Here is a 25,575-nt window from a genome sequence, read left to right as displayed (position 1 = left end):
ATGCCGAGACGTCCCCCGCCCAAGCCCGAGCGCGCCGCGGTCCCCGACTCCGCGACGCCCGCACCGGAATCGGGTGGTTCGACCCGCGAACGGCTGATGCGCTCGGCGCTGAAACTGTTCGCGGACAATGGATTCGTGGGCACCACGGTCGGCGATATCGAGGGCGACGCCGGACTCGCGCCGCGCGGCGGCGGCTTCTACCGGCACTTCCCGTCCAAGGAAGCCGTGCTCGCCGCGGCCGTCGATCAGCGCATCGACGCCAATGCCGAGGGCCAGGCGGCCGTGCTCGGCCTGCTGCCCCTCGGTGATCTACGGTCGGAGCTGACGCTGGTGTGCCGTTGGATGCTGGGCGCGATCGATCAGCAGCGCGATCTGTTCCGCTTCATCGAGCGCGACGGCGACCGCTTCCCGGAGCTGCGCGATCGACTGCGGATTCAGCTGGTGGACGCCGCGCACCAGGCGGCGGTCGCGTTCACAGCTCGGTGGGCCACCGAAACCAGCCATCCATCGAAGGATCCCGAGGCGTCGGCGGCGATCATGGTGGGCGCGGTCTTCAATTACCAACGCGCGCAGTGGATCTACGGGCAGCCGCCGCTCGGCGTCGACGCGGATCGCTTCATCGCCAGCTGGGTGGACTACTGCTACGACCTGATGACGGGCACCACCACCAGCGCCTGATGATGGTGCGCGACAAGTAAATTCAGGCCCAGAGCTCGCGAATTCGGGCGGCTTCGCCGCGGCCCTGCGCCACACCCGCGGCGGCGGACGGGGTGCGGGTGGTGGGGTCGAGGGGGTTGGGGCCGAAGGCGGCGACCGCGGCCGGATCGGCGCGGATCACCTCGACCCCGCTGCCGTGCGCGCGCAGCGCGGCGACCTGGCTGTCGAGGTCGGTACCCCAGGTGGCGGCACCCGGCATATCCAGCACGCTGATCACCAGGACGCGGTCGTAACCGGCTGCCAGGTCGGCGTTTTCGTTGGAGCGGATGCCGCCGTCGAGGTAGGGGCGGCCCTCGATGGTGGTGGTGGGCCAGATGCCGGGTACCGCGCAGCTGGCGGCCACCGCGTCGACGAGGGAGACGCCGGAGTCGCGGGTGAACAGACGCGGGCTGCCGGTCAGCGCGTCCACGGCGGGGATGATCAGGTGCTGTTGCGGCCATTCGGGTTTCGGGACGCGCGCGGTGATGACCTCGCGGCGGGCGGCCTCGCTCACCGTGGTCGCGGAGATCGCCAGTTCACCGAAGCGGCGGCGGGCGGTGGGAGCGTCGGCGGATTCGGTGGTGATGGCCAGGATGGCGGGCCACAGCTTGTCGAGGCCGACATCGGGCACCAGCTCGTAGGTCTGCAGGGTCGGATCGGACTGGCGGGCAAGCATTTCGGTGAGCGGCAGCCCACTGGTCAGCTGGGCGGCGACGGCCGATCCGGCCGAGGTGCCGACGACCAGGTCGGCGTCGGTCACGTCGACACCGGCGTCGGCGAGCCCGGCCAGGATCCCTGTCTCCCAGGCGATTCCCGCTACTCCGCCGCCGCCGATCACCAATGCCCGTGTCGTCATGTGTTCGATCCTCGCTCGCCGTGGGGTGTGTGGAACCAATGTGCCAGGCGCCGAGCCCGGAAACAATTACGCATCGGGTAATGAACCGGCCGTCAGAGGCCCAGTGCCGGAGCGAGTGTCGTCGTCCACGAGTCGTGCAGGTCTTCCTGCCAGTACGCCCAGGTGTGGGTGCCGGAGCGGAACTTGTAGGTGGCGGGGATGTCGAGCGAGTTCAGCTTGTCGCGCAACTGGATCGTGCAGTTCTGCATGACCGCTTCGATCAGCGCGCCGACCGTCATCTGCTGGGCGTAGAGCTCGGGGTCACCGTTGATGCCGGGGGCGCTGGGCACGTCGAGCGGGCCGGGGACGCCGGAACCGGTCGACAGGTAGAGGGCGAGACCGCGCAGCCGGTCGGCGTGCTCGTAGGTGTCGTGCTCCAGCCAGGCCGGATCGGACGACGGACCCCACATGTTGTCGGCGTTGCCGTGCGCCTTCATGTCGACCACGAGGCGCACCAGGGCCTGACCCATCGGGTCGCTGGTGCGCGCGCACCCGCTGTAGGACGCGGCGGCGCGGTACAGGCCGGGAGCGGCGGCGGCCAGTTGCAGCACCGACGCGCCCGCCATGGAGATTCCGGCGATGGCGTTGCGCCCGTTGCCGCCCAGCGCGGCGTCGACGATCGGCGGCAGTTCCGCGGTCAGGAAGGTGGCCCATTTGTTGCGGCCCAGCACCGGATCGTCGGCGCGCCAATCGGTGTAGTACGAGCCGTTGCCGCCGATCGGGATGACGACGGTGACGTCCTTGTCGCGCACGAAGTTCGCCACATCGGTGGTGCCGGACCAGCCCGCGTCGGTGACCCCGCCGTCCACGCCGTTGAGCAGGTACAGCACCGGCGCCGACGGCGAGGCGGCGCGATACACCTGCAGCGGAATGGTTTTGTCCATGGCCGCGGAGTACACGCCGACATTCCAGTACGGCGCGGCACCCTTGTCGATGCTCTCGAGGCGGGACACCGGTGCGGGTTCGTCGGCGTGCGCGATGGTCGGCCCGGCCAGCATGGCGGCGGCGACCAGGGCCGAGCCCCATGCGCTCGATCGAGACAACGACGAGTTCCTTCCCGCTCACCCGCGCCCGGAGCCTCGAATCGGCTACGCGCGCGACTCGGAGCATAGGCGGTCGCGACGCCCCGCGACATGATCGGCGGGGGCACGAAAAATGGGGGCACCGGACGCGGGGGCACCATATTTCCCGGATTCGCAGACTTCGCGAAGCTCCTTAACATTCTGGGCCGCAGAGGATTTGGCAGCACAGCTTTGAGGGGATCGATGTGGTAGCGCAGTTGCCGACCGAGCTGAGAATCGCGGAACCGGAGCGGGTGCGGCCGCCGCGCTGGCATCCGCTGGCACGACTGGTCTTCCGGTTCGCGTTCGTGTACGTGGGCGTGGGGATGGCGGGAACGTGGCTGGTACACGCCCTGATCCGGACGCTCTGGGTGCCGGTGCAGACGGTGACCGAGGTGGCCCGGTGGCTGGCGCTGTTCCCGCTCACCAACTGGCTGGGTGCGCACGTCTTCGACGCGCCGACCGACTACCGGGTGACCGGCAGCGGAGACACGGCGGCGCAATGGGTGTCGATGGTGAGCTGGCTGCTGGTCGCGGTGATCGCCACCGCGGTGTGGTCGCTGCTGGATCGACGGCGGGCGGACTACCGGCGGCTCTACGAATGGTTCCGGCTGCTGTTGCGCGTCTCGCTGGTCAGCGCGCTGCTGCTGTACGGGATGGTCAAGGTGCTGCCCACCCAGATGTCGTTCAACCTGGGGCGATTGGTGGAACCGTTCGGCGACCTGAGCCCGATGGGGGTGCTGTGGGCGCAGACCTCGGTGTCGGAGCCGTACGAGATCGCCTTGGGCGCAGCGGAAGTGACCGCTGCGCTGCTGCTGGTGTTGCCGCGCACCGCCGGATTGGGCGCGATCCTGGCGTTCATCGTGACGTTGCAGGTGGCGCTGATGAACCTCACGTTCGATGTGCCGGTGAAGCTGTTCTCGCTGCAGCTGCTCGCCTTCTCGGCGGTGCTGGCGGCACCCGATATCCGGCGGATCGTCGCGGCACTGCTCGGGCTGGCGGTCCCCGTTCGGACGACGGTTCCGCTACTCGGGGTGGTACGCGGTAATCGCCTGCTGGTGGTCCTGCAGGCGATCTTCGGGGTGTGGCTGCTGTTCGCCGCGATCAGCGAGGCCAACGACGGCTGGCATCTCTACGGCAGCGCCCGCCCGCACTCGCCGCTGTACGGCATCTGGAATATCACCGAATTCACTTCGGCGGGAAAGGAATTGCCCGCGGTCGTCGATTTCGGTGACAGTGAGCCGAATCCCGCGACCATCGGCTCGGAACGCTTCCGGCGCATCATCTTCGATGTCCCCGAGGCGGTCACCATCCAGCGGATGAACGATTCCCAGATCGCGTTCTACGCCCGTGTCGACACCGATCACCACACCATCTCGCTCTCGGCCGACCCGGCCGTGCGCACCACCATCGCGATATTCGGATACCAGCAGCCGCAACCCGATCGCCTGATCCTGGACGGCTCGCTCGGCGGCCGCTCGGTGCACATGGCGTTGGAAGCCGTTGACCTGAACCGCTATCCGGTCGTCGCGCGCGGGTTCCACTGGGTTCAGCCAGCCCCCTACCTGCGCTGATTCGCCCGCGCGGGGAGGCGGACAGGTTTCTGTCATTCGACAGAAACGCGCGGCAATCCAGAAGTTACCGGCGGCAGCGTAAGTGATACGCGCACGTCATCGGAAAACGCGACTGGCCCGAAAAACTATCGGTTGACAGGTTGATCGGTAGGAGCGTTCATGGGCACTTCATTGCTGGATCCGATGGTGACCGACGTGGCGACCATTCGCGATCTCCGGGTCACCTTCCGGCGGGCTGGTCGCGACCTGCACGCGCTGCGCGGGGTCTCGCTCGCGGTGCGGCGGGGTGAGATCCTGGGGCTGGTCGGTGAATCCGGTTCCGGGAAGAGCGTTCTCGGCTTCTCCCTACTGGGATTGCTACCGGCCTCGGCCCGTGTGGACGGGACGGTGACCGTCGGTGAGACGGATATGGCCCGCGGCGCGGACCGCGACCGGGCGCGGGTGCGGCGGCTGGATCTCGGAGCGGTCTTCCAGGATCCGATGACATCGCTGAATCCGACGATGCGGATCGGCAGGCAGGTGATCGAGGCCGCCGGGTCGGCCGCCGAGGCGGAACGGCTGCTGGCGGCGGTGGGCATTCCCGAACCGAAGCAGCGGATGCGCAGTTACCCGCACCAGCTCTCGGGCGGTCTGCGGCAGCGGGTCATGATCGCCATGGCGATCGCGGGCCGGCCGGAACTCATTGTGGCGGACGAGCCGACGACCGCCCTGGACGTCACCGTGCAGGCGCAGGTGCTCGCCCTGCTGCGCGGGATTCGCGACGAGCTGGGTTGCGGAATCCTGCTGATCACCCACGATCTGGGTGTCGCGGCACAGATCTCGGATCGGCTCGCGGTGCTCTACGCCGGTCGGATCGCGGAGACCGGGCCGACCGCCGACGTGCTCGGCACGCCTGCCCACCCGTACACCCGCGGCCTGCTGCGCTCGCGGCTGACACTGAGAACTCCACGCACGCAACGGCTGGCCTCGCTGCCGGGTGAGGTGCCCAGCCCTGCCACGCCGCTGCCCGGCTGTGCCTTCGCGCCCCGCTGCGCACACACCACCGCCGCGTGCGAGACCCGGCCGCCCGACTCGGTTCCGATCTCGGAGCACCGCACGTCCGCGTGCATCGTGCCGACAAGCGATGAGCTGGAGACTGTTCCGGCATCACTCGCGAGTGATGCTTCGTCGGGGTTCTCGGTGCCCGCGCCCGCTGCCGGCTCTCCCGTCGCCGCGCCTCACGCCCCCGCTGCCGTCGCCGCGTCTGACGTCGATCGCGAGCCACAGCCGGACTCGCGTGTCGAGCAGCGGGAGGGTCATCCCCTGTCGAACGGCAGTCCTGTCGCACCTGTGGAGTCGGTCTCCGCTGAGGTGCGAGCCGCTCCGGTGGTGTCCCTGCACGACGTCACGAAAGCCTTTGCGGTGGGCGGGATTCGCCGCCGCACCACGCTGCACGCGCTGCGGCGGGTATCGCTGACTGTCGAGCGCGGGGAATCCGTGGCGCTGGTGGGGGAGAGCGGATGCGGTAAGTCCACGCTGTTGCGGGTGATCGCGGGACTCGAGCGTGCCTCCAGCGGCACGGTCGCGCTGTCGGACGGGCAGCGGCCGCAAATGGTGTTCCAGGATGCGGGCGCGTCGCTGACGCCGTGGATGTCGGTGGGCGAGTTGATATCCGAGCGACTGCTGCGATCGGGGCTGTCGCGGGCCGAGCGGGCTCGGGCCGTCACCGATTCGCTCCAGCGCGTCGGGCTGATGCCGGAGGTGGCGCGGGCGCGAGCCGAGCAGCTGTCGGGTGGTCAGCGGCAACGGGTTTCGCTGGCCCGCGCCACCGTGGTGCCGCCGTCCCTGCTGCTGTGCGACGAGCCGACCAGCGCCCTCGATGTCTCCCTGGCCGCCTCGGTGATCAACCTGATCGGCGAATTGCGTCGCAGCCTGGACATGGCGGTCGTGTTCGTCACCCACGATCTGGCGGTGGCCCGGGTGGTGGCCGATCGAATCGCCGTCATGTATCTGGGTCGCATCGTCGAGATCGGTACTGCCGACGAGGTTCTCGGCAATCCGGTGCACCCGTACACCCGGGCGCTGATCTCGTCGGTGCCGGAACCCGGGCGAGTGCCGGTGGCGCCGCGCGGCGAACCCGCCAGCCCGCTCTCGCCGCCCTCGGGCTGCGCCTTCCATCCGCGCTGTCCGGCCGCCGTCCCGACCTGTCACGACGACCGGCTCGAACTGCGGCTCGAGGGCATCCCCGGCGGCACTCACCAGGTCGCCTGTATCGAAGAGAAGGTGAGCTGAGATGGCCGTCGCACTGCCCGCGCTCACGCGGGTCCGCAGCACCCGAATCACGGTGGTGCCGCGCTCGTTTCCGAATGCGCTGAACTGGGCCGGGGTGTCGCTGCTCGTGGTGGTGACCCTGGTCGCGCTCGCGGTGCCGCTGCTCGCGCCGCACGATCCGCTGGTGCCGGTCGGCATGCCGCTGCGCCCGCCCGGTCAGGGCGGATTCCTGCTCGGCACCGACAGTATCGGCCGCGACCTGCTCAGCCGAGTGCTCTACGGCATGCGGGCCAGCTGGTTCGCCGCGCTCGCCGTGGTGGCGAGCGGGCTGCTGGTGGGCGGGTTGGTCGGGTTGATCGCGGGGGCGGCCGGGCGCTGGATCGACGCGCTGCTGATGCGGATCACCGACGGCTTCCTGGCGCTGCCGGGGCCGGTGCTCGCCATCGCCGTGGTCGCCGCGCTCGGACCGGGTTTCACGCACACGCTGTTCGCGGTGGCCATTGTCTGGTGGCCGTTCTACGCGCGACTGGTGCGCGGTGAGGTCGCGGCGCTCGCCGCGCGACCACACGTCGAGGCGGCGAAACTGGCCGGGGTGGGGCCGATCCGGCTCGCGGTCCGGCATCTGCTGCCGGGGGCCGCGCCCGGTGCGCTGGTGGCGGCCAGTCTCGACCTGGGCACCTTGATCCTCACCCTGAGCTCGCTGTCGTTCCTCGGTCTCGGGCAGCCCGCGCCCGCACCGGAACTCGGCGCGGACGCGGCTCGCAATCTCGGTTACTTCCTGCAGCAGTGGTGGATTCCGGTGATGCCGGGCCTCGGCGTCACGGTGCTGGCGTTGATCGGCACGGTCGCCGGGGACTGCCTGCGCAACCTGATGAAGAAGGAGCGGTAAGGTGCGCGGTTTCGTGATCTCCCGCCTGGCCGCCATGGTCGCGATCCTCGTCGCCCTGACCGCGGTCATGTTCGTCCTGCAACGCATTTCGCCACTGGATCCGGTGCACGCCCAGCTGGGCGGGTCCGCCTCGCAGGCGGCGATCGCCGCCCGGCGGCACGAGCTCGGCCTGGATCGGCCACTGCCCGTGCAGTTCTGGCACTATCTGACCGCGGCCGCGCACGGCGACTTCGGCACTTCCTATCGCACCCGCCGCCCGGTCAGCACCGATCTGGCGAACTTCGTGCCTGCGACGCTGGAGCTGGCGCTCTACGCCCTGGTGATCGCGCTGCTGCTGGCGACCCTGCTGGCCTTCGCCACCACCCTGCGCTGGCCCGGCTCCGGCGTGCTGCGCGCGGTGCTGTTCACCGGTGCGTCGACACCCATGTTCTTGCTGAGCATTCTCGGCCTGATCGTCTTCTACAAGCAGCTCGGCTGGGTGCCCGCCAACGGCCGGTCCTCGATCGGCGGAGCGCCAACGGGCCCAACGGGATTGCTCACCGTGGACGGTCTGCTGGCCGGGCGGTTCGACGTGGTCGGCGATGCGCTCGACCACCTGATCCTGCCCGCGCTGGTGATCGCGCTCGGTCCGGCGGTGGCCATCGGCCGGGTGCTGCGTTCGAGTCTGCTCACCGATGTGGACAGCGACTATGCCCGTACCGCGAAGGCGAAGGGGCTCGGACCGGCCCGCATCCTGCTGCGGCACGTGCTGCGCAACTGTGTCGGCGCGGCGCTGTCGATGACGGGATTGCAAGTGGGACTGATGTTCTCGGGAGTGCTGGTGGTCGAGCAGGTGTTCGGCTGGCCGGGTGTCGGCCAGTACATCGCGCAGAGCATCCCGGTCGCCGACTTCCCGGCCATCGCGGGGGTCACCCTGCTGCTGGGCGCCACCTACGTCGTCATCAACACCGTCGTCGACCTGTTGCAGGCGGCCGCCGATCCCCGCGTCGTCACCGTCTGACACGCCCCCGAACCTTCCATCACATCGTCACCGAAGGAACCGCCATGATCCGCCCCGCCCGATGTCTGCTCACCGCAACGGCTTTCGCCTCCGCCGCACTCCTGACCCTCACCGCCTGCGGCAGTGGCAACGACAAGACCCCCAATGCCGCGCCCACCGACAAGGTGCTGCACCTGTCGTTCCTGCAGGATCCGGGCCAGCCGCCGGACCCGGACGTCTACTACGCCGGGCAGGGGCTGCTGCTCACCACCAATATCTACGAGGGCCTGCTGCAATTCGCGCCCGGCACCGAGAAGGCGCAGCTGCAACCGCTGCTGGCCACCTCCTGGACCGCCTCGCCCGACAACAAGGTCTTCACTTTCGCACTGCGGCAGGGCGTGAAGTTCCATGACGGCACGCCCTTCACCTCGGCGGCGATCAAGGCGTCCTTCGATCGTCGGCTGGCGGTGAACCAGGGCCCCGCCTACATGGTCTCCGACATCGAATCCGTCACCACCCAGGGCGATTTCGCGGCCACCATCACCCTCAAAGCACCGAACGCGGTGTTCCTGGACTACCTGGCCTCACCGTACGGGCCGCGCATGCTCAGCCCGACCGGACTGGCCACCAACGCCGGATCCGACCACGACCAGAACTATCTGACCACACACGATCTTGGCACCGGGCCGTACACGCTCACCGACGCCAAGGTCGGATCCCATTACGGCCTGGGCGCTTTCGACGACTACTGGGGTGCGAAGCCGTACTTCACCACGGTGGATCTGCCGGTCGTCACCGACACCTCCTCGCAGCAGCTGCAATTCGACAACGGGCAGCTGGCCGCGGTGCTGCACGACCTGCCCTCCCCGGCGGTGGCGTCCTACCTCGGCAACAGCAAGTTCGCGACCTACTCACTGCCCACGATGATGTCGAACTACTTCTACGTGAACCCACACAAGGGCATGTTCACCGATCAAGCCGCCCGCACCGCACTGCTGCAATCGATCGACGTGAATCAGATCGTCCAGCAGACCTATTCCGGTCGCGGCAAGGCCGGCGCGCAGGTGTATCCGCCGAACATGATGGCGGCACAATACGCGAAACAGACGATCCCGCACGACACTTCGGCGCTGGCCAAGATCGTCTCGGGGCTGCCCGCCGACAAGAAGACCGTCACCATCGGCTACGACTCCAGCAATCCCGACAACCAGCTGGTCGGCAACCTGGTGCAGACGCAGCTGGCCACCGTCGGCATCACGGCGAAGGTGCAGGGCTACCCCACCTCGCAGATCTACGGCTGGCCCGGGACCAGCGCCGACGACGCCCCCGAAATGCTGCTGCTGGCGGGCTGGCCCGACGCGCCGTCGCCGTACACCTGGGGGCACATCAACTTCGATCCCGACGGCGGATTGAACTATCTCAACTGCTCCGCGCCCGATCTCACCGCCTCGCTGTCGGAGGGGCGCGGCACCGGCTCGGACGACGTCTTCTCGCACGCCGCCGCCCAGGCGTCGGCGACCGGATGCTGGCTCAATATCGCCGATGTCGACGATTTCGTGGTCGCCCAGCCGTGGCTGAAGGGCGTGACCGAGGCGCACATGGTGACCGAGCCGAACTCGCTGCGGCTGGCCGCGCTGTCGGTGGGCTGAGCCATGAGTGGATCGGTACGCCGCATCGTCCTGCTGACCCTCGGCTGGGAGGATCTGCCCAAAGCCATTTCCGTGCACGGCACTCCGCAACACGAGCGGCTGCGCGAGCCGACCCCGGGCGTGCTGCTGCAGACCGACGGCGGCTGGGTGCTGCTCGACACCGGCTTCAACACCGCCCTGATCCGCGACCCCGCGCTGTATCGGCGCTTCTATCCCAGCGTCGAGTACATTCCGGTGCTGCCCGGACCGGGGGAGCCGATCGAGGAGTCGTTGCACGACATCGGCATCGACATCGACGACATCCACGCGGTCGCGGTCAGCCACCTGCACCACGATCACGCGGGCGGGCTGAAACTGTTCGCGGGCAAGGTGCCGGTGCACGCGCAGCGCCGCGAGCTCGAGTACGGCATGTCCAATCACCCTGAGCCGGAGCATCATGCGATGGCGCGTATCGACTACGACGATCCACGCATCGACTGGCGGCTGGCTGATGGGGAAGCCGAGATCGCGCCCGGCATCCGCGCCGTGCCGACCTACGGCCACACCCCGGGCCACCAGAGTTTCGTGGTGGAGCTGGACCGGTCGGTGGGCGGCGGCGGCTTCGTATTCGCCTTCGACGCCGCCGATCTCACCGAGAACATCGAGCACGAACTGGCCATCGGCGGGTTCGTCGGGGTCGAGGCGCGCGACACCATCGAGCCGATCCGCAAGCTCAAGAAGCTCGCCGCCGACCTCGGGTATCCGCTGATTCCCGGCCACGATCCGCATGCCTGGCCGCACTGGACCACGCACTTCCACGAGCGGTTCGGCGGATGACGGCGGGGGAGACCCGCCGGGCGGTGTCGATGGCCGACTGCGCGGGGTTGTGGCAGCGCACCCTGCTGGTAGATCCCAGTGGATCACACGACACCACGACGGATGTGCGCTGGCTGCAAGGCATCACGCGGTTCGTGGATCTGCGCCGGGCCACCGAGCGGCCGGACTTCTCCGGTGTGCGCGACGTCGCCGGGATGACCGCTGAGCAGCGGGCATGGCTCGACACCCAGGACGGTTTCGCGGGCACACTCACCCAGCGCGCGGACATCTTCCACTGGCAGCGGCGGATCGAGCTACAGCCGCCGGGGCCGCATCCCGACGAGGGCTCGATGAGCTACTCCGGTGACGTGCTCGTCGAAATCGGCGTGCACGCCGACTATTTCGAGCATTGGACCCGGACCGCCACGCCCGGACCCTGCTGGGCGATGGATCTCGAAGCGCCAGACGGCAGTCTCGCCCTGGTGCTGCGGGTGGGCGCGCTGTTCGGCTGGGCGCACCGTGCAGCCGCAGGGGGCGTCGAGCTTTCGCTCGGCACGGTCACCGACGGCGAATGGCTGATCACCGATTCCTCGCTACCTCATCGGGAAGGGCAAGTCCTGCAACCACTCTGGGCCGCGACCCAACAGGAATGGCGGATCCTCTACACGGAAGGAAACGTGACGTCATGAGTACAGTGACCCCTTTCACCTCGGTTCCGGTGATCGACATCGCCGGGCTGCGCTCCGGTGATCTCGCCGATCGCCGCGCCGTCGCCGACGAAATCGGCAAGGCGGCAAGGGAAGTCGGGTTCTTCTACATCAGCGGAACCGGGATCGATCCGGCGCTCTTCGATGAACTGCTGGCGGCCACCGAGGCGTTCTTCGCGCTGCCGCTGGAGGAGAAGATGCGGTCCTACATCGGATTGTCGCGCTGCCACCGCGGCTACGTGCCGACCGGCGAGGAGGGCATGGACGAGGTCAAACCCGATCTGAAGGAAGCCTTCGACACCGCACTCGACCTGCCCGCCGACGATCCGGACCACCTGGCCGGAAACCCCATGCTCGGCCCCAATGTCTGGCCCGAGCTGCCGGGCTTCGACGCCACGGTGACCGCCTACTACCAGGCTGTCATCGATATCGGGCGACAGTTGCTGTGGGCCTTCGCCATCGCATTGGACGAGGACCCGGACACCTTCCTGCGCTACGCCACCAAGACGCCCAGCCAGCTGCGCCTCATCCACTACCCGTACAACCCGGCCGCCGACGACGCGGTCGGCATCGGCGCACACAGCGACTTCGAATGCTTCACCCTGCTCAAACCCACCGCGCCCGGACTCGAGGTGCTCAACGGGGCCGGACAGTGGATCGACGTACCGCCGCTGCCGGACACCTTCGTCATCAATATCGGCGACATGCTCGAACTGTGGACCGACGGCGAATTCGTCGCCACCACCCATCGGGTTCGCAAGGTGAAGGAGGAGCGCTACTCCTTCCCCCTGTTCTTCAATGTCGACTACGACACCGTGGTTCAGCCACTGCCACAGTTCATCTCACCCGACCGCGCCCAGCGCGCCCCACTGCGTGCCGGTGAACACCTCTTCGCCCAGACCGCCCAGATCTTCCGCTACCTACGGCGACGGCTGGAGTCGGGCGAGCTCGAACTCCCGGCCGGTTCCCTGCCCGTCGGCTCCTTCGGTCAGGAGGCCCGCCAGCACGCCTCCTGACCGTTCCCCGGTACGGGCTGCTGGATTTCGTTGTGACGCAGCGGTATCGGGTCCCTGCCGCCCCGTCGGCAGGGACCCGGACCGGGTCGCTACGTCAGTGCGTGGGGGTCGGAGTCGGGGTGGGGGTGGTGGTCGGGGTGGGGACACTCATGCGGGGGGCGCCGCCGTTGCCCATCATGGGGCGATGGGTCATGCCGTTGCCGTGCTGACCGCCGCCGTGGCCGCCGTGGTGACCGCCGCCGTTGCCCCAGCCGCCGTGGTGGCCGTGATGGCCGTGGCGCATGAGGACGAACATCATCACGAGGTAGGCGATCACGAAGAGCGCGAACAGGATTCCGCCGATGATCAGGGACAGGATGCCAAGGTAGCGGGCGCGGTGGGAGGCGTGGCGGGCGCCTTCCTCGTCGCCTTCGCTCCAGAGCGGGAAGACGTTGAAGGCGTGGGTGAACGCCGAGAAGGACAGCGGCCAGAAGAACAGCAGCGAGGCCACCGCCCAGCCGACGTTGTTGGCGGGCCGGACCACCGGCAGTGCGGTGGCGGGCGCGGGTTCGACCGCTGTGGTCGGCGGTTGTTCGGAAATGGGGGCCGTGGCCTCCGGGTCGGGGGTGGGCATGGCGGGGTCCTTTTCGAATTGCCTGGTCCGCGAGGATTCGCGACCTGTGATGAGGTCGATTACGCGCTCGCTGCCTGGTAATTCACGGTGAACCGCCGGTGAGCTTGCTACGGGGCGGGTCCGAGGCGGCAAGCCCGCCCCGCGACACGCCCGCAAACTCCGGTTCGGCTCAGCGAAGATCGTCGGAGAGGGCCTCGGCGACCTCGATGAGCAGCGGCGCGGCCCGGTCGACGAGTGGTTCGGTCATCCGGCCCACCGGACCCGAGATCGAGATGGCCAGCCGGGCGGGCGCCTTGGGGACCGCCACGGCAACACAGCGGACACCCATCTCCTGCTCACCCTCGTCCATGGCGAATCCGGTACGGGCGGCCACCTCGAGCTGGGCGGCGAACTCGTTCGGATCGGTGATGGTGGTGTCGGTGTAGCGGGGCATTCCGGTGCGCGCCAACAGGTCTCGGGTCAGCTCGCGGGGGAGTCCGGCCAGGATGGCCTTGCCGACCGCGGTGCAGTGCGGCAGCGCGCGACGGCCCACCTCGGTGAACATGCGCATGGAATGGCGCGACTGCACCTGCGCCACGTAGACGATCTGATCGCCGTCCAGCATCGCCATGTTCGCGGACTCGCCGAGTTCGTCGACCAGCCGGGTCAGATGCGGGCGGGCCAGCACGCTGAGCATTTGCGAGGAACTCTCACCGAGCTTGATCAGCTTGGGGCCCAGCACATATTTGCGGGACGGTTCCTGATGCAGGTAGCCGAGGTCGACCAGGGTGCGCACCAGCCGGTGGATGGTGGGCAGCGGCAGCCCCGATTGGGTGGCCAGCTGCGACAGGCCCATCATGCCGCCCTCGTCGGCCATCAGCTCGAGCAGTCCGAACGCGCGCTCGATCGATTGCACGCCCCCGGTGCTGCCCTTCGGCTGCTTCGCTGCGGGCACTCCCGGTCCTCCTTCACTTTTCCGAATGCCGGAATTCTAAGCCAGATGGTAGATCGTGTGATCCAGCCCAGTAGCCTGGGGCGCATGCGGTTGCGCGCGGAGTTCACGACCGAACCATTCCACGGCGAAGGGGAGGCCCCGCCGCATGCGGTGGCCGCGCTCGAGCTGGCCGAATCGGCCGGTCTGGACTGCGATTTCGGCCCGCTGGGCACCTCGGTCTCCGGGTCGGACACCGACCTGCTGCCGGTGCTGGGCCAGATCATGGTGACCGCGTTCGCGCACGGCGCGACCCGGGTCACCATGCAGGTCGAACACGATGATTGAAACGGCAGGACGAACACGATGACCGAACGTTCGCCGCTGAACGAGTCCCACCCGGTGCTGCTGACCATCGCCCCGATCCTGGAACGGACCGGCGGCCGACTGGTGTCCGCGCAGGAGCGCGGCGCCGACGACATTCCCGTGGTGTGGGAGGGCGAGACCCTGGCCTGCGTGCGTTTCGTGCCCGTCGACGTGGGTGTGGCGGCGCCGGAATCGGATTCGATCGGCGGTCTGGAACGGCTGCTCGACGAGGTGGCGGGGGAGCTCGGCGGCGAGCTGGCCGCGCTGCCGCGGGTGGACAAGCAGCGTGCCGTCCGATTGCTGGAGGAGCGGGGCGCGTTCACCTTTCGCAAGTCGGCCGAGACCGTGGCCGCGGCGCTGGGGGTCACCCGGTTCACCGTCTACAACTACCTCAATCGCGAGCGGGCCTGATTCCTGTCGGTCGCGCGATAGATATATAGTTCAACATCTTGTTGACGACCTATGTGGCCCATGCCACTCTTCTCGGATGGCGGAATGACCCTTCCGCTATCCGAGAGAGGTTGCGTCAATGGCGAGTTCCGAAGCGCCCGAACGACATCCGGTCGATGCCGTACCCCCGCCCTGGCAGTTGCTCGCGGGCGGCCTGCAGCACATCGCGGCCATGGTCGCGGGCGTGGTGGCACCCCCGCTGATCGTCGGTGCGGCGGTCGGATTGAGTTCGCGCGAAACGGTTCTGCTCATCACCGCGAGCCTGTTCACCGCGGGCCTGGCCACCCTGCTGCAGTCACTGGGCTGGTGGAAATTCGGGGCGCGGATGCCGTTGATCAACGGCGGTTCCTTCGCCGCGGTCGGGCCGATCCTGGCCATCGCCAAGGAAGCCGCACCCGGGGAGGCGCTGCCGGTCATCTTCGGCGCGACCCTGATCGCGGGCATGCTGGCGGTTTTCGCGGCACCGTATTTCTCGCGGCTGCGCCGCTTCTTCCCGCCGATCGTGGGCGGCACCGTCATCGCGCTGATCGGCCTGTCGCTGCTGCCGGTCGCGCTGGGCTGGATCAGCGGGGCCGGGGAGGGCGCGACGGCTTCGGCGCACGTGCCGATGAAGAACCTTGTCGTAGCGGGCTTTTCGCTGGTGGTGGTGCTGCTGTGTCACCGCTTCCTGAAGGGTTTCGGCCGTCAGTTGGCGCTGCTGATCGGATTGGTGGCGGGTTCGCTGCTGGGCTGGCCGCTGGGGCTGATCGACACCGCGCCGGTGCACGCCAGCGCGCTGATCGGCTTCCCGTCGCCGATGCACTTCGGCGGACCCATCTTTCAGATCGGTGCGATCGTCTCGCTGTGCATCGTCATGTTGGTGGTGATGACCGAGAGCACCGCGACCATGATCGCGCTCGGTGAGATCGTCGATCGGCCCGCCGAGGAGCATCACATCGCGGGTGGTTTGCGGGCCGCCGGACTCGGCACCCTATTGAGTTCGCTGCTGGGTGGATTCGCCTGTGGCGCTTTCGCTCAGAACGTCGGTCTGGTCGCGCTGACCCGGATGTACAGCCGCTACGTGGTGGCCGCGAGCGGGGCGCTGCTGGTGCTGCTGGGCGTGTTCCCGGTGGCGGGTGCGGTGGTCGAGCTGGTGCCCAAGCCCGCGCTGGGCGGCACCGGTCTGGTGCTGTTCGGGACCGTGGCGGCCAGTGGTATCCGCACGCTGGCCAAGGCGGATCTGCACGATCCGATCAATTCACTGATCGTCGGTGTCGCGCTGTTCATCGGCATGACGCCCACTGTCGCGCCGTCCTTCTACGCCGGACTGCCGGGTCCGGTGTCGATCATCATGGCCTCGGGTATCAGCGCGGGCTGTCTGGCGGCGGTGGTCCTGCACCAGCTGTTCCGGGCGCGTGGTGAGGCCGTGGGCCTGGAGGCGGCGGCACAGGGGTCCTGATGCCCGCGAGGGCGCGGTGATCCCGCATTGAGGGGAATCGGCGGTGGGTGGCCTGTACGGGCTGCCCACCGCCGCCTGCGTTGGCGAGTGCTGTAGATTTGCTGGACCGTCGACTTGGTATGGTGAAACCTGCTTGACCTGCGGTTCACGTATATTTTCAACAAAATGTTGACGAACGCTTGTGGCCCGTGCCACTCTTCTCGGGTAGCGGAATGACCCTTCCGTTATCCGAGAGAGGTAACCGCCGATGGTGACGTTGAACGAGTTCAACTCGCGAGCCAGCGAAGAGCTCTGGCCCGAACTGCTGGCCTGCTGCGATGTGCCCGCCTGGGCCGACGCGGTACTGCGGGCCCGCCCGTACGCCGACATCGACGGCGTCCTGGCCACCGCGAGCGAACTCGCCGCCGGACTGGCCGGACCCGATGTGGAACGCGCCCTGGCCGCGCACCCCCGCATCGGCGACCGCGTCTCCGGCACCGACACCCACTCCAAGTGGTCGCGACAGGAACAGTCCGGAGTCAGCGATGACGCGGACGTCGCCGCGCAACTCCTGGACGGCAACCTCGCCTACGAACAGCGCTTCGGCCGGGTCTTCCTGATCTGCGCCACCGGGCTCTCCGCCGAGCAGATCCTCGCGAGCCTGACCCGCCGTCTCACCAACGACGACGCCACCGAGGCGGCCGAGGTCGCCGAGGAACTGCGCAAGATCGCCGTCCTGCGCCTGCGAAAGGTGTTCACCGCATGAGCACGATCACCACGCACATCCTGGATTCCGCACTCGGCAAGCCCGCGGCGGGCGTTCCGGTCCGGCTCGAGCAGCTCACCCCGTCGGCTCGAATCCTGGCCGAGGGCAAGACCGATGACGACGGCCGGATCAAGGATCTCGGCCCGGAAGGTCTCGAGGCCGGCAACTACCGCCTCACCTTCGACATCGAAACCTATTCCGCCGCAACACAGCAGACGTATTTCTATCCGTCGGTCGCGATCACCTTCACCGTGGCCGGCGCAGCGGGCGAGCACTACCACGTGCCCCTGCTGATGAGCCCCTTCGCCTATTCCACCTACCGAGGAAGCTGAGATCGACATGGCAATCAAGCTGGGACAGAACCAGTACGGCAAGGCCGAGAACCGCGTCGTGCGCGTCTACCGTGACACCCCCCGCCATCAGATCCGCGATCTGAACGTCTCCTCCGCGCTGCGCGGCGACTTCACCGACGCCCACATCACCGGTGACCAGGGCGACGTGCTGCCCACCGACACCCAGAAGAACACCGCCTTCTCCTTCGCGAAGGAGAAGGGCGTCAACGCGATCGAGGACTTCGGCATCACCCTCGCCGACCACTTCATCTCCCGCGCCCCCACCGCCACCGGTGCCCGCGTCGAGATCGAGGAGTACTCCTGGGATCGCATCCAGGTCGACGGCGAAGAGCACGACCACTCGTTCGTGAAGTCCGGCCGCGGTATTCGCACCACCGTGGTGAACATCGACGGCGTCGGCCCGGACCGGGTGGCGCACGTGGTATCCGGTGTCCGCGACCTCACGCTGCTCAAGACCACCGGCTCGGAGTTCCACGGGTTCTTCAAGGACAAGTACACCACCCTGCAGCCGACCAACGACCGCATCATGGCGACCTCGCTGGTGGCCAAGTGGCGCTACAACCACACCAATGTGGACTGGGACAAGTCCTACGAGACCATCCTCAAGACCATCCTGCGCCAGTTCGCGGTGGTGCACTCGATGGCGCTGCAGCAGACCCTGTACTCCATGGGCCGCGCGGTGCTCGAGCAGCACACCGAGGTCGCCGAGATCCGTTTCTCCGCACCGAACAAGCATCACTTCCTGGTGGACCTGAGCCCCTTCCACGTGGACAACCCGGGCGAGGTCTTCATCGCCGCGGACCGTCCCTACGGCCTGATCGAGGCCACCGTCGAGCGCGACGACGCCGTCGAGCCGGGTAACGCGTGGCTCGCCACCCCCGGCTTTTGCTGATCCGGCTGCTGCTGATCTAGGAGGTGCGGCGATGGGCGACGACCAGAGCCGCGTGGAAGTGACCGTCACCCGGCCCGAGGACGCACGACATCCCTTCGGCCAGTTGGCGGTCTACGGAACCCAGCACATCCTGACGATGTACGGCGGCGTGATCGCGCCGCCGCTCATCGTGGGTGGTGCGGCCGGGCTCTCGGTGACGGATATGGCGCTGCTGGTGACAGCGGGCCTGTTCGTCTCGGGACTGGCCACCCTGCTGCAAACCCTGGGCATCGGGCCGGTCGGCTCCAGATTGCCCATCGTGCAAGGCATTTCGTTCGCCAGCGTCTCGACCATGGTGACGATCGCGAGCCAGGACGGGCTGCGCTCGGTCTTCGGCTCGATCATCGTTGCCGGTGTCATCGGGCTGGTACTGTCGTCGTTCTTCGCGAAGCTGGTGCGGCTGTTCCCGGCCGTGGTGACCGGCACGATCATCACGGTGATCGGACTCTCGTTGCTGCCCACGGCATTTCAGTGGGCGATGGGCAACGACCGGAAATCGGCCGAGTACGGGTCGATGGGCAATATCGCCTTCGCGGGCCTGACGTTGCTGATCATTCTGGTGATCAGTCGCCTGTTCCAGGGCGCGATCTCGCGGCTGTCGATTCTGATCGGCCTGATCGCGGGCACCCTGCTGGCTGTGGTCACCGGCCGAGCCGACTTCTCCGCGGTCGCCCACACCAAGATCGTGGCGTTGCCGCCGATCATGCATTTCGGATCGCCGACCTTCCAGGTCGGGGCGATCGTGTCGATGACCATCGTGATCCTGGTGATCATGACCGAGACCACCGCCGACATCCTCGCCATCGGTGAGATCGTCGGCACCGAGGTCGATTCCAAGCGGGTGGCGGCCGGTCTGCGGGCCGACATGCTCTCCACCACGGTGGCCCCGGTGTTCGGCAGCTTCCCGTGCAGCGCGTTCGCGCAGAACGTGGGGCTGGTGGCGCTGACCGGCATCAAGAGCCGATTCGTGGTCGCCGCAGGCGGTTTGGTGCTGGTGTTGCTGGGCCTGTTCCCGGTGGTCGGCGCGGTGGTGGCCGGGATTCCGTATCCGGTGCTCGGCGGCGCGGGGATCGTGCTGTTCGGATCCGTCGCGGCAAGTGGGGTGCGCACGCTGGCGCGGGTGGACTTCAACGACAACCTGAACATGGTGATCGTCGCGGTGGCGATGGGTGTCGGACTGATTCCGATTGCCGCGCCGACGTTCTGGGACAAGTTCCCGACCTGGCTCGGGGTGATCATGCACTCCGGCATCAGCGCGACGGCGATCGTGGCCATCGTGTTGAACCTGCTCTTCAACGAGATCAAGCGGGGAAACAAGCCCGGCGCTTCGGTGTTCGCGGCGGCCGACGATTCCCGTGATCGTCTGGGCGATCGCCTCGACGACGACATTCGCGACTGATCCTCGCGGGGAGCCCGGTCATATATACCGGCTGGTAGCTCCCGGAACTCCTTGACTGGGCCGTTCTGGGAGCATTAGCATTTTCATATCCCAGAAAAACATTTCCGCATTGCGGAAAATAATGCGGAACGACCTGGAGGGATTCGCAATGACCCACTCGCTGAACTACGCGGTGAACGCCTCGATCCTGTTCACCGAACTGCCCATCCTGGAGCGCCCGGAAGCCGTGCGGCAGGCCGGATTCGACGCCGCCGAGTTCTGGTGGCCCTTCGCCGAGGCCGTGCCCTCGGACAAGGACGTGGACGCCTTCGTGTCCGCCATCCAGAACGCGGGCATCCAGCTGATCGGCCTCAACTTCTTCGCCGGTGACATGCCCGGCGGCGACCGCGGCCTGGTGTCCTGGCCCGCGCGGTCCGCGGAGTTCAAGGACAACATCGATGTGACCGTCGGCATCGGAGAGCGCCTGGGCACCAAGGCCTTCAACGCCCTCTACGGCAACCGCGTCGACGACGCCACCGCCGCGCAGCAGGACGAGTTGGCTGTCGAGAACCTCTCGGCCGCCGCCCTGGCCGCCGCCCGCATCGGCGCGACCATCCTGGTCGAGCCGGTCAGCGGCGCGCCCCGCTACCCGCTGCTCACCGCCGCCGACGCCCTCGGCGTCATCGACAAGGTGCAGGCGCACTCCGGTGTCTCCAACATCGGCCTGCTCGCCGACCTCTACCACCTGGCCGTGAACGGCGACGACGTGGACAAGGTGATCGCCGAGCACACAGCTCGCGTCGCCCACGTGCAGATCGCCGACAACCCGGGCCGCAACGAGCCGGGCACCGGCGAACTCCAGCTCGAGCTGCAGCTCGTAGACCTCTGGTCGGGCGGCTACCGGGGCTGGGTCGGCCTCGAGTACAAGCCGTCCGGCGCGTCCGTGGACGCCTTCGACTGGCTGCCGCGCGAGCGCCGCGCCGCCAAGTAGTCCAAAGACACTGATTCACAACGACTTAGGGAAAAGATAATGAGCACAATCGCTTTCATCGGCCTCGGCATCATGGGCAGCCCGATGGCCGTCCACCTGCAGAACGGTGGCCACACCGTCAAGGGCTTCGACCGCAACGCGACCGCGGCCCAGCCGCTGGTCGACGCGGGCGGCCGCGCCGTCACCTCGATCGCCGACGCCGTGCGCGGCGCGGACGTCATCGCCGTGATGGTGCCGGACTCCCCGCACGTGCAGGAGGTGCTCGCCGGTGAGAAGGGTGTCTTCGAGACCGCCGAGCCCGGCGCGCTGATCATCGACTTCTCCAGCATCCGCCCGGATGTCACCCAGGACCTGGCCAAGCAGGCCGCCGAGCGTGGCTTCCGCCTGCTCGACGCGCCGGTCTCCGGTGGTCAGCCGGGTGCGGTCAACGCCACCCTGTCGATCATGGTCGGCGGGTCGGCCGACGACTTCGCCGCCGCCGAGCCGGTTTTCAGCCTGGTCGGCAAGACCGTCGTGCACGTGGGCACCAACGGTGCGGGCCAGACCGTGAAGGCCGCCAACCAGCTCATCGTGGCGTCCAACATCCAGGCCGTAGCCGAGGCCGTGGTCTTCCTCGAGGCCTACGGCGTCGAGCTGGGCCCGGCCCTGGACGTGCTCAACGGTGGTCTCGCCGGTTCGTCCGTGCTGACCCAGAAGCGCGACAAGATGATCAACCGCGAGTTCGCGCCGGGCTTCCGGATCGACCTGCACCACAAGGACATGGGCATCTTCACCTCGGCCGCCCGCGAGGCCGGTCTGGTGACCCCCGCCGGCTCGCTGATCGCGCAGCTGGTCGCCTCGGCCCGCGCCAACGGCGACGGCCACCTGGACCACTCGGCCCTGCTGCGCGGCGTCGAGCGCCTGAGCGGCAAGCTGGACAAGGAGAACTAGACACATGGCACGCATGCGCACCGTCGACGCGGCGGTCCTGATCCTGGAAAAGGAAGGGGCCACACAGGCTTTCGGCCTGCCCGGCGCCGCGATCAACCCGTTCTACTCGGCCATGAAGAAGCACGGCGGCATCAAGCACGTGCTGGCCCGCCACGTCGAGGCCGCCTCGCACATGGCCGAGGGCTTCACCCGGGCGCAGCCCGGCAACATCGGCATCTGCATCGGCACCTCGGGTCCCGCGGGCACCGACATGGTGACCGGGCTCTACGCCGCCAGCGCGGATTCCATTCCGATCCTGTGCATCACCGGTCAGGCTCCGGTGGCCAAGCTGCACAAGGAAGACTTCCAGGCCGTCGACATCGCCTCCATCGCAAAGCCTTTGGCGAAGTGGGCGCACACCGTGCTGGAGCCCGCCCAGGTCCCCGGCGCGTTCCAGAAGGCGTTCTGGCTGATGCGCGAAGGCCGTCCGGGCCCGGTGCTGCTGGACCTGCCGATCGACGTGCAGCTGGCCGAGATCGAATTCGACATCGAGACCTACGAGCCGCTGCCCGTGGCCCGTCCGGCCGCCACCCCGGCGCAGGCCGCCAAGGTGCTGGCCATGCTGAACGCCGCGAAGCGTCCGCTGATCATCGCCGGCGGCGGCATCATCAACGCCGATGCCGACGAGCTGCTGGTGAAATTCGCTGAGCTGACCGGTGTTCCGGTGGTCCCGACCCTGATGGGCTGGGGCACCATTCCCGACGACCACGAGCTGAACGCGGGCATGGTCGGTCTGCAGACCTCGCACATCTACGGCAACGAGGCGCTGCTGGCGGCGGACTTCGTGCTGGGCATCGGTAACCGGTGGGCCAACCGCCACACCGGCGCGCTCGACGTCTACACCAAGGACCGCACCTTCGTGCACGTCGACATCGAGCCGACCCAGATCGGCCGGGTGTTCGCACCCGACTACGGCGTCGTCTCCGATGCCGGTGCCGCACTGGAGCAGTTCATCGCCGTCGCCGAATCCCTGGACAAGGTGGGCGGTCTGACCGACCACGCCGACTGGGTGAAGCAGGTGCGCGCCAAGCGCGCCACCGGACAGCGCAAGACGCACTTCGAGAACGTGCCGCTGAAGCCGGCGCGCGTGTACGAAGAGATGAACAAGGCGTTCGGCCCGGACACCCGCTACGTCACCACGATCGGTCTGTCGCAGATCCAGGCGTCGCAGATGCTGCACGTGTACAAGCCGCGGCACTGGATCAACGCCGGTCAGGCCGGCCCGCTGGGCTGGACCCTGCCCGCCGCCCTGGGCGTGGCCACCGCGGTGCCGAACGAGCCCGTCGTGGCGCTGTCCGGTGACTACGACTTCCAGTTCCTGATCGAGGAATTGGCCGTCGGCGCACAGTTCAACATCCCGTATATCCATGTGCTGGTGAACAACTCGTACCTGGGTCTGATCCGTCAGGCGCAGCGGGCGTTCGACATGGACTACTACGTGCAGCTGGACTTCGAGAACATCAACTCGCCCGAGGTCAACGGCTACGGCGTCGACCACGTGAAGGTCGCGGAAGGCCTGGGCTGCAAGGCGATTCGGGTCTTCGAGCCGCAGGACATCGGTCCCGCGTTCGAGAAGGCCAAGTCACTGATGGCCGAGTACCGGGTGCCGGTCGTGGTCGAGTGCATCCTCGAGCGCGTCACCAATGTGTCCATGGGTGCGGCCGGGATCGACGCGATCACGGAGTTCGAGGAGCTGGCCTCCGCGTTCGCCGACGCCCCCACCGCAACCGTCCCGCTGGACTAAAAGGATTCCGCCCCATGGCTCGTGTGCTCATCGCCTCCGACAAATTCAAGGGCTCGCTGACCGCGGCGCAGGTCGGAGCCGCCGTACGAGCCGGAATCCGGCGGGCCCGTCCCGACGCCGAGGTATCGGTGGTGCCCGTCGCCGACGGCGGTGACGGCACCGTCGCCGCCGCCCTCGCGGCCGGTTTCGACGCGGTGCCCTTGACCGCGTCGGGACCCACCGGGGAACCGGTGCTCACCGCCTACGCCCGGCGCGACGACCTCGCCGTCATCGAGATGGCGGACGTCTCCGGACTGGTGCGCTTGCCCGGCGGGCAGCTGCATCCGATGACCGCGACCAGTCGCGGCACCGGTGAGGTGATCGCGGCCGCCGTCGCCGCGGGCTGCCGTCGCATCGTGCTCGGTATCGGCGGCAGCGCCGGAACCGACGGTGGCGCAGGACTTTTGGAGGCACTCGGTGCTCGCCTGCTGGACGCCGACGGCAACCCCGTCGGCGACGGCGGAGCGGCTCTCACCCGAGTGGCGTCCATCGACCTGACCTCCCTGCGCGAGTTGATGGACGGCGTCGAGGTCACAGTCGCCTGTGACGTCGACAATCCCCTCACCGGCCCCACCGGGGCCGCGGCCGTCTACGGCCCGCAGAAAGGCGCCGATCCGGCGCAGGTCGCCGAACTGGATGCCGCGCTCGGGCAGTGGGCGGATCGGCTGACGGCGGCGATCGGATCGGAACGCCGGGAGGCGGCGGGCGCCGGGGCCGCGGGGGGCGTCGGATTCGCCGCCCTCGCGGTACTCGGCGCCCGCCTGCGCCCCGGCATCGAATTGATGCTGGAACTGGTCGGTTTCGACGCCGAGGTGGCCGGGGTCGACCTGGTCGTCACCGGGGAGGGCAAGCTCGACGAGCAGACCCTGCACGGTAAGGCTCCGGCCGGGGTCGCGGCCGCCGCACGCGCTGCGGGCGTGCCGGTGGTCGCGGTCTGCGGCCGTAACACCCTGCCCGACAACCGTTTACACGAGGCGGGGATCTCGGTGGCGTACTCGCTCATCGAGATCGAACCCGACGAGCAGCGCTGCCTGAGTGCCGGGGCGATGCTGTTGCAGCAGTTGGGCGTTCGCGTCGCCGAAGCGCATCTGCCGGGCGGCCCCGGCGTCGCGGCCACAGTATCCGAGCGAGCGGGAGGCGTGGCGTGAAGCTGCTGCGAGTAGGAGCCAAGGGCCGGGAGACACCGGCCGCCATCGACGCGCAAGGTGTCCTGCGCGACCTGTCCGCGATGGTGCGGGACATCGATGGTGAACTGCTGAACGATCCGGCCGCGCTGGGCGCGGTGCGGGGCGCGCTGGCGTCCGGCACGCTGCCCGAGGTGGACGCGGGCGCACGGATCGGCGCGCCGATCGTCAAGCCCGGCAAGGTGATCGGCGTCGGACTCAACTACACCGACCACGCCGCCGCCATCGGCGCCACCATTCCGGAACGGCCGGTGGTGTTCCTCAAACCGGGCACCACCGTCAGCGGTCCCTACGACGCCATCGAACTGCCGCTGGGCGCGGCCACCACCGACCACGAGGTCGAACTCGGCGTGGTCATCGGCCGCCGCCTGCACGACTGCCCGGACGCCGCCACCGCGCTGGGGGCGGTCGGCGGCTATGTGACGGCCAACGATGTCACCGAGCGCGACGGCATCGCGGGCGAACCGACCTGGGTGAAGGGCAAGTCCTTCGACACCTTCACGCCCATCGGGCCGTGGCTGGTGACACCGGACGAGGTCGCCGAACCGCAGTCGCTGAGCCTGCAACTGTGGGTGAACGGTGAACAGCGGCAAGCTGGTTCGACCGGCGACATGGTCGCCGGAGTCGGTGAGCTGCTGGTGTACCTGAGCTCGCTGATGACCCTGGAACCCGGTGATCTGATCCTGACCGGCACACCCGCGGGCGTCGCCATCAGCCGTCCGGAACCGAAACCGTATCTGCGTGACGGCGATGTCATCGTCGCGGAGGTCGCCGGGTTGGGGCGGCAGCAGACCCTCGCCACCGGGCTGCGCAAGCAGGCCCGGCCGCATCTCGAAAACGTCTGAGCCGCAAGGCTCCCCGCGCAGGCGTCGATCGCGGGTTCGGGTGAGGTTCCCGCGCCCGATGCCCGCGAACGGCCCGGCCACTGTGGAGGCCGGGCCGTTCGTGCGCGC

At 68.3% G+C, this 25,575-nt stretch carries 25 protein-coding genes; 21 read left to right on the top strand and 4 right to left on the bottom strand.

Translation table 11 applies throughout. The annotated features are described in order from the left end of the window. Positions 1-678, top strand: coding sequence for a TetR/AcrR family transcriptional regulator (locus OG300_RS22955; protein WP_405484798.1), 678 nt, complete (start codon positions 1-3; stop codon positions 676-678). Between the two features lie 22 nt (positions 679-700). Here OG300_RS22955 and OG300_RS22950 read toward each other — a convergent pair whose 3' ends face one another. Both OG300_RS22950 and OG300_RS22945 read right to left on the bottom strand, forming a co-directional pair. Next, positions 701-1,552: a patatin-like phospholipase family protein gene (locus OG300_RS22950; RefSeq protein WP_405484796.1), complete on the bottom strand. Its 852-nt coding sequence runs from the start codon at positions 1,550-1,552 to the stop codon at positions 701-703. Positions 1,553-1,644: 92 nt separating this feature from the next. Next, positions 1,645-2,634, bottom strand: a complete 990-nt coding sequence (locus OG300_RS22945) for an alpha/beta hydrolase (RefSeq protein WP_405484794.1) — start codon at positions 2,632-2,634, stop codon at positions 1,645-1,647. A 224-nt stretch (positions 2,635-2,858) separates the two neighbouring features. On the opposite strand from OG300_RS22945, the gene OG300_RS22940 reads away from it, so the two are divergent. The 8 genes from OG300_RS22940 to OG300_RS22905 all read left to right on the top strand — a co-directional run bounded on the left by OG300_RS22940 (position 2,859) and on the right by OG300_RS22905 (position 12,511). Next, entirely contained in the window at positions 2,859-4,226 is a 1,368-nt protein-coding gene (locus OG300_RS22940) for a DoxX family protein (protein WP_405484792.1), read from the top strand. A 159-nt stretch (positions 4,227-4,385) separates the two neighbouring features. Next, positions 4,386-6,497 carry a dipeptide ABC transporter ATP-binding protein gene (locus tag OG300_RS22935; RefSeq protein WP_405484790.1) on the top strand — a complete coding sequence of 704 codons (2,112 nt, stop codon included), beginning with the start codon at positions 4,386-4,388 and terminating at the stop codon, positions 6,495-6,497. A gap of 1 nt (position 6,498) precedes the next feature. Then, positions 6,499-7,365, top strand: a complete 867-nt coding sequence (locus OG300_RS22930) for an ABC transporter permease (protein ID WP_405484788.1) — start codon at positions 6,499-6,501, stop codon at positions 7,363-7,365. A gap of 1 nt (position 7,366) precedes the next feature. After that, on the top strand, positions 7,367-8,365 hold the full coding sequence (locus OG300_RS22925) for an ABC transporter permease (RefSeq protein WP_405484786.1): 999 nt from the start codon (positions 7,367-7,369) through the stop codon (positions 8,363-8,365). Positions 8,366-8,409: 44 nt separating this feature from the next. Further along, entirely contained in the window at positions 8,410-9,993 is a 1,584-nt protein-coding gene (locus OG300_RS22920) for an ABC transporter substrate-binding protein (RefSeq protein WP_405484784.1), read from the top strand. Positions 9,994-9,996: 3 nt separating this feature from the next. Beyond that, complete coding sequence (locus OG300_RS22915) at positions 9,997-10,809, top strand: N-acyl homoserine lactonase family protein (RefSeq protein ID WP_405484782.1); 813 nt, start codon at positions 9,997-9,999, stop codon at positions 10,807-10,809. After that, positions 10,806-11,477 (top strand): hypothetical protein, encoded by a 672-nt coding sequence (locus OG300_RS22910; protein ID WP_405484780.1) that lies wholly within the window; start codon positions 10,806-10,808, stop codon positions 11,475-11,477. The genes OG300_RS22915 and OG300_RS22910 overlap by 4 nt, the downstream gene beginning before the upstream one ends. Further along, positions 11,474-12,511 carry an isopenicillin N synthase family dioxygenase gene (locus OG300_RS22905; protein ID WP_405484778.1) on the top strand — a complete coding sequence of 346 codons (1,038 nt, stop codon included), beginning with the start codon at positions 11,474-11,476 and terminating at the stop codon, positions 12,509-12,511. Before OG300_RS22910 ends, OG300_RS22905 begins: the two co-directional genes overlap by 4 nt. Positions 12,512-12,605: 94 nt before the next feature. On the opposite strand, the gene OG300_RS22900 is transcribed toward OG300_RS22905, so the two are convergent. Next, positions 12,606-13,124 carry a CD225/dispanin family protein gene (locus tag OG300_RS22900; protein WP_405484776.1) on the bottom strand — a complete coding sequence of 173 codons (519 nt, stop codon included), beginning with the start codon at positions 13,122-13,124 and terminating at the stop codon, positions 12,606-12,608. A 169-nt stretch (positions 13,125-13,293) separates the two neighbouring features. Next, positions 13,294-14,058 (bottom strand): IclR family transcriptional regulator, encoded by a 765-nt coding sequence (locus tag OG300_RS22895; RefSeq protein ID WP_405484774.1) that lies wholly within the window; start codon positions 14,056-14,058, stop codon positions 13,294-13,296. A gap of 84 nt (positions 14,059-14,142) precedes the next feature. Between OG300_RS22895 and OG300_RS22890 the strand changes: the two genes are divergently transcribed. The 12 genes from OG300_RS22890 (at position 14,143) to OG300_RS22835 (ending at position 25,467) form a co-directional block, all read left to right on the top strand. Further along, positions 14,143-14,382 (top strand): thiamine-binding protein, encoded by a 240-nt coding sequence (locus OG300_RS22890; protein WP_405484772.1) that lies wholly within the window; start codon positions 14,143-14,145, stop codon positions 14,380-14,382. Between the two features lie 18 nt (positions 14,383-14,400). Next, the gene (locus OG300_RS22885; RefSeq protein ID WP_405484770.1) at positions 14,401-14,811 is read left to right on the top strand and encodes a helix-turn-helix domain-containing protein; all 411 of its coding nucleotides are present in this window, start codon (positions 14,401-14,403) and stop codon (positions 14,809-14,811) included. A 118-nt stretch (positions 14,812-14,929) separates the two neighbouring features. Further along, positions 14,930-16,288, top strand: coding sequence for a nucleobase:cation symporter-2 family protein (locus OG300_RS22880; protein ID WP_405484768.1), 1,359 nt, complete (start codon positions 14,930-14,932; stop codon positions 16,286-16,288). A gap of 247 nt (positions 16,289-16,535) precedes the next feature. Continuing rightward, a complete protein-coding gene (uraD, locus tag OG300_RS22875) occupies positions 16,536-17,033 on the top strand; it encodes a 2-oxo-4-hydroxy-4-carboxy-5-ureidoimidazoline decarboxylase (protein ID WP_405484766.1) in 498 nt (165 codons plus the stop codon). Further along, positions 17,030-17,365 carry a hydroxyisourate hydrolase gene (gene uraH / locus OG300_RS22870; RefSeq protein ID WP_405484764.1) on the top strand — a complete coding sequence of 112 codons (336 nt, stop codon included), beginning with the start codon at positions 17,030-17,032 and terminating at the stop codon, positions 17,363-17,365. The genes uraD and uraH overlap by 4 nt, the downstream gene beginning before the upstream one ends. A 7-nt stretch (positions 17,366-17,372) precedes the next feature. Beyond that, entirely contained in the window at positions 17,373-18,278 is a 906-nt protein-coding gene (gene pucL / locus OG300_RS22865; protein ID WP_405484762.1) for a factor-independent urate hydroxylase, read from the top strand. Between the two features lie 31 nt (positions 18,279-18,309). Beyond that, positions 18,310-19,716: a nucleobase:cation symporter-2 family protein gene (locus tag OG300_RS22860; protein WP_405484760.1), complete on the top strand. Its 1,407-nt coding sequence runs from the start codon at positions 18,310-18,312 to the stop codon at positions 19,714-19,716. 148 nt (positions 19,717-19,864) lie between these two features. Then, entirely contained in the window at positions 19,865-20,686 is an 822-nt protein-coding gene (locus OG300_RS22855) for a hydroxypyruvate isomerase family protein (RefSeq protein WP_405484759.1), read from the top strand. A gap of 39 nt (positions 20,687-20,725) precedes the next feature. Then, a complete protein-coding gene (locus OG300_RS22850) occupies positions 20,726-21,616 on the top strand; it encodes a 2-hydroxy-3-oxopropionate reductase (protein ID WP_405484757.1) in 891 nt (296 codons plus the stop codon). Between the two features lie 4 nt (positions 21,617-21,620). Next, a complete protein-coding gene (gcl, locus tag OG300_RS22845) occupies positions 21,621-23,399 on the top strand; it encodes a glyoxylate carboligase (protein ID WP_405484755.1) in 1,779 nt (592 codons plus the stop codon). Between the two features lie 14 nt (positions 23,400-23,413). Beyond that, positions 23,414-24,586 carry a glycerate kinase gene (locus OG300_RS22840; protein ID WP_405484753.1) on the top strand — a complete coding sequence of 391 codons (1,173 nt, stop codon included), beginning with the start codon at positions 23,414-23,416 and terminating at the stop codon, positions 24,584-24,586. Next, positions 24,583-25,467, top strand: coding sequence for a fumarylacetoacetate hydrolase family protein (locus tag OG300_RS22835; protein ID WP_405484751.1), 885 nt, complete (start codon positions 24,583-24,585; stop codon positions 25,465-25,467). The genes OG300_RS22840 and OG300_RS22835 overlap by 4 nt, the downstream gene beginning before the upstream one ends. Positions 25,468-25,575: the final 108 nt, after the last annotated feature.

Origin of the sequence: Nocardia sp. NBC_00511, from assembly GCF_045161165.1 — a bacterium.
Classification (GTDB): domain Bacteria; phylum Actinomycetota; class Actinomycetes; order Mycobacteriales; family Mycobacteriaceae; genus Nocardia.
Note: the sequence above shows the minus strand (reverse complement) of the source record. Positions and strands in the feature narration are given on the sequence as shown.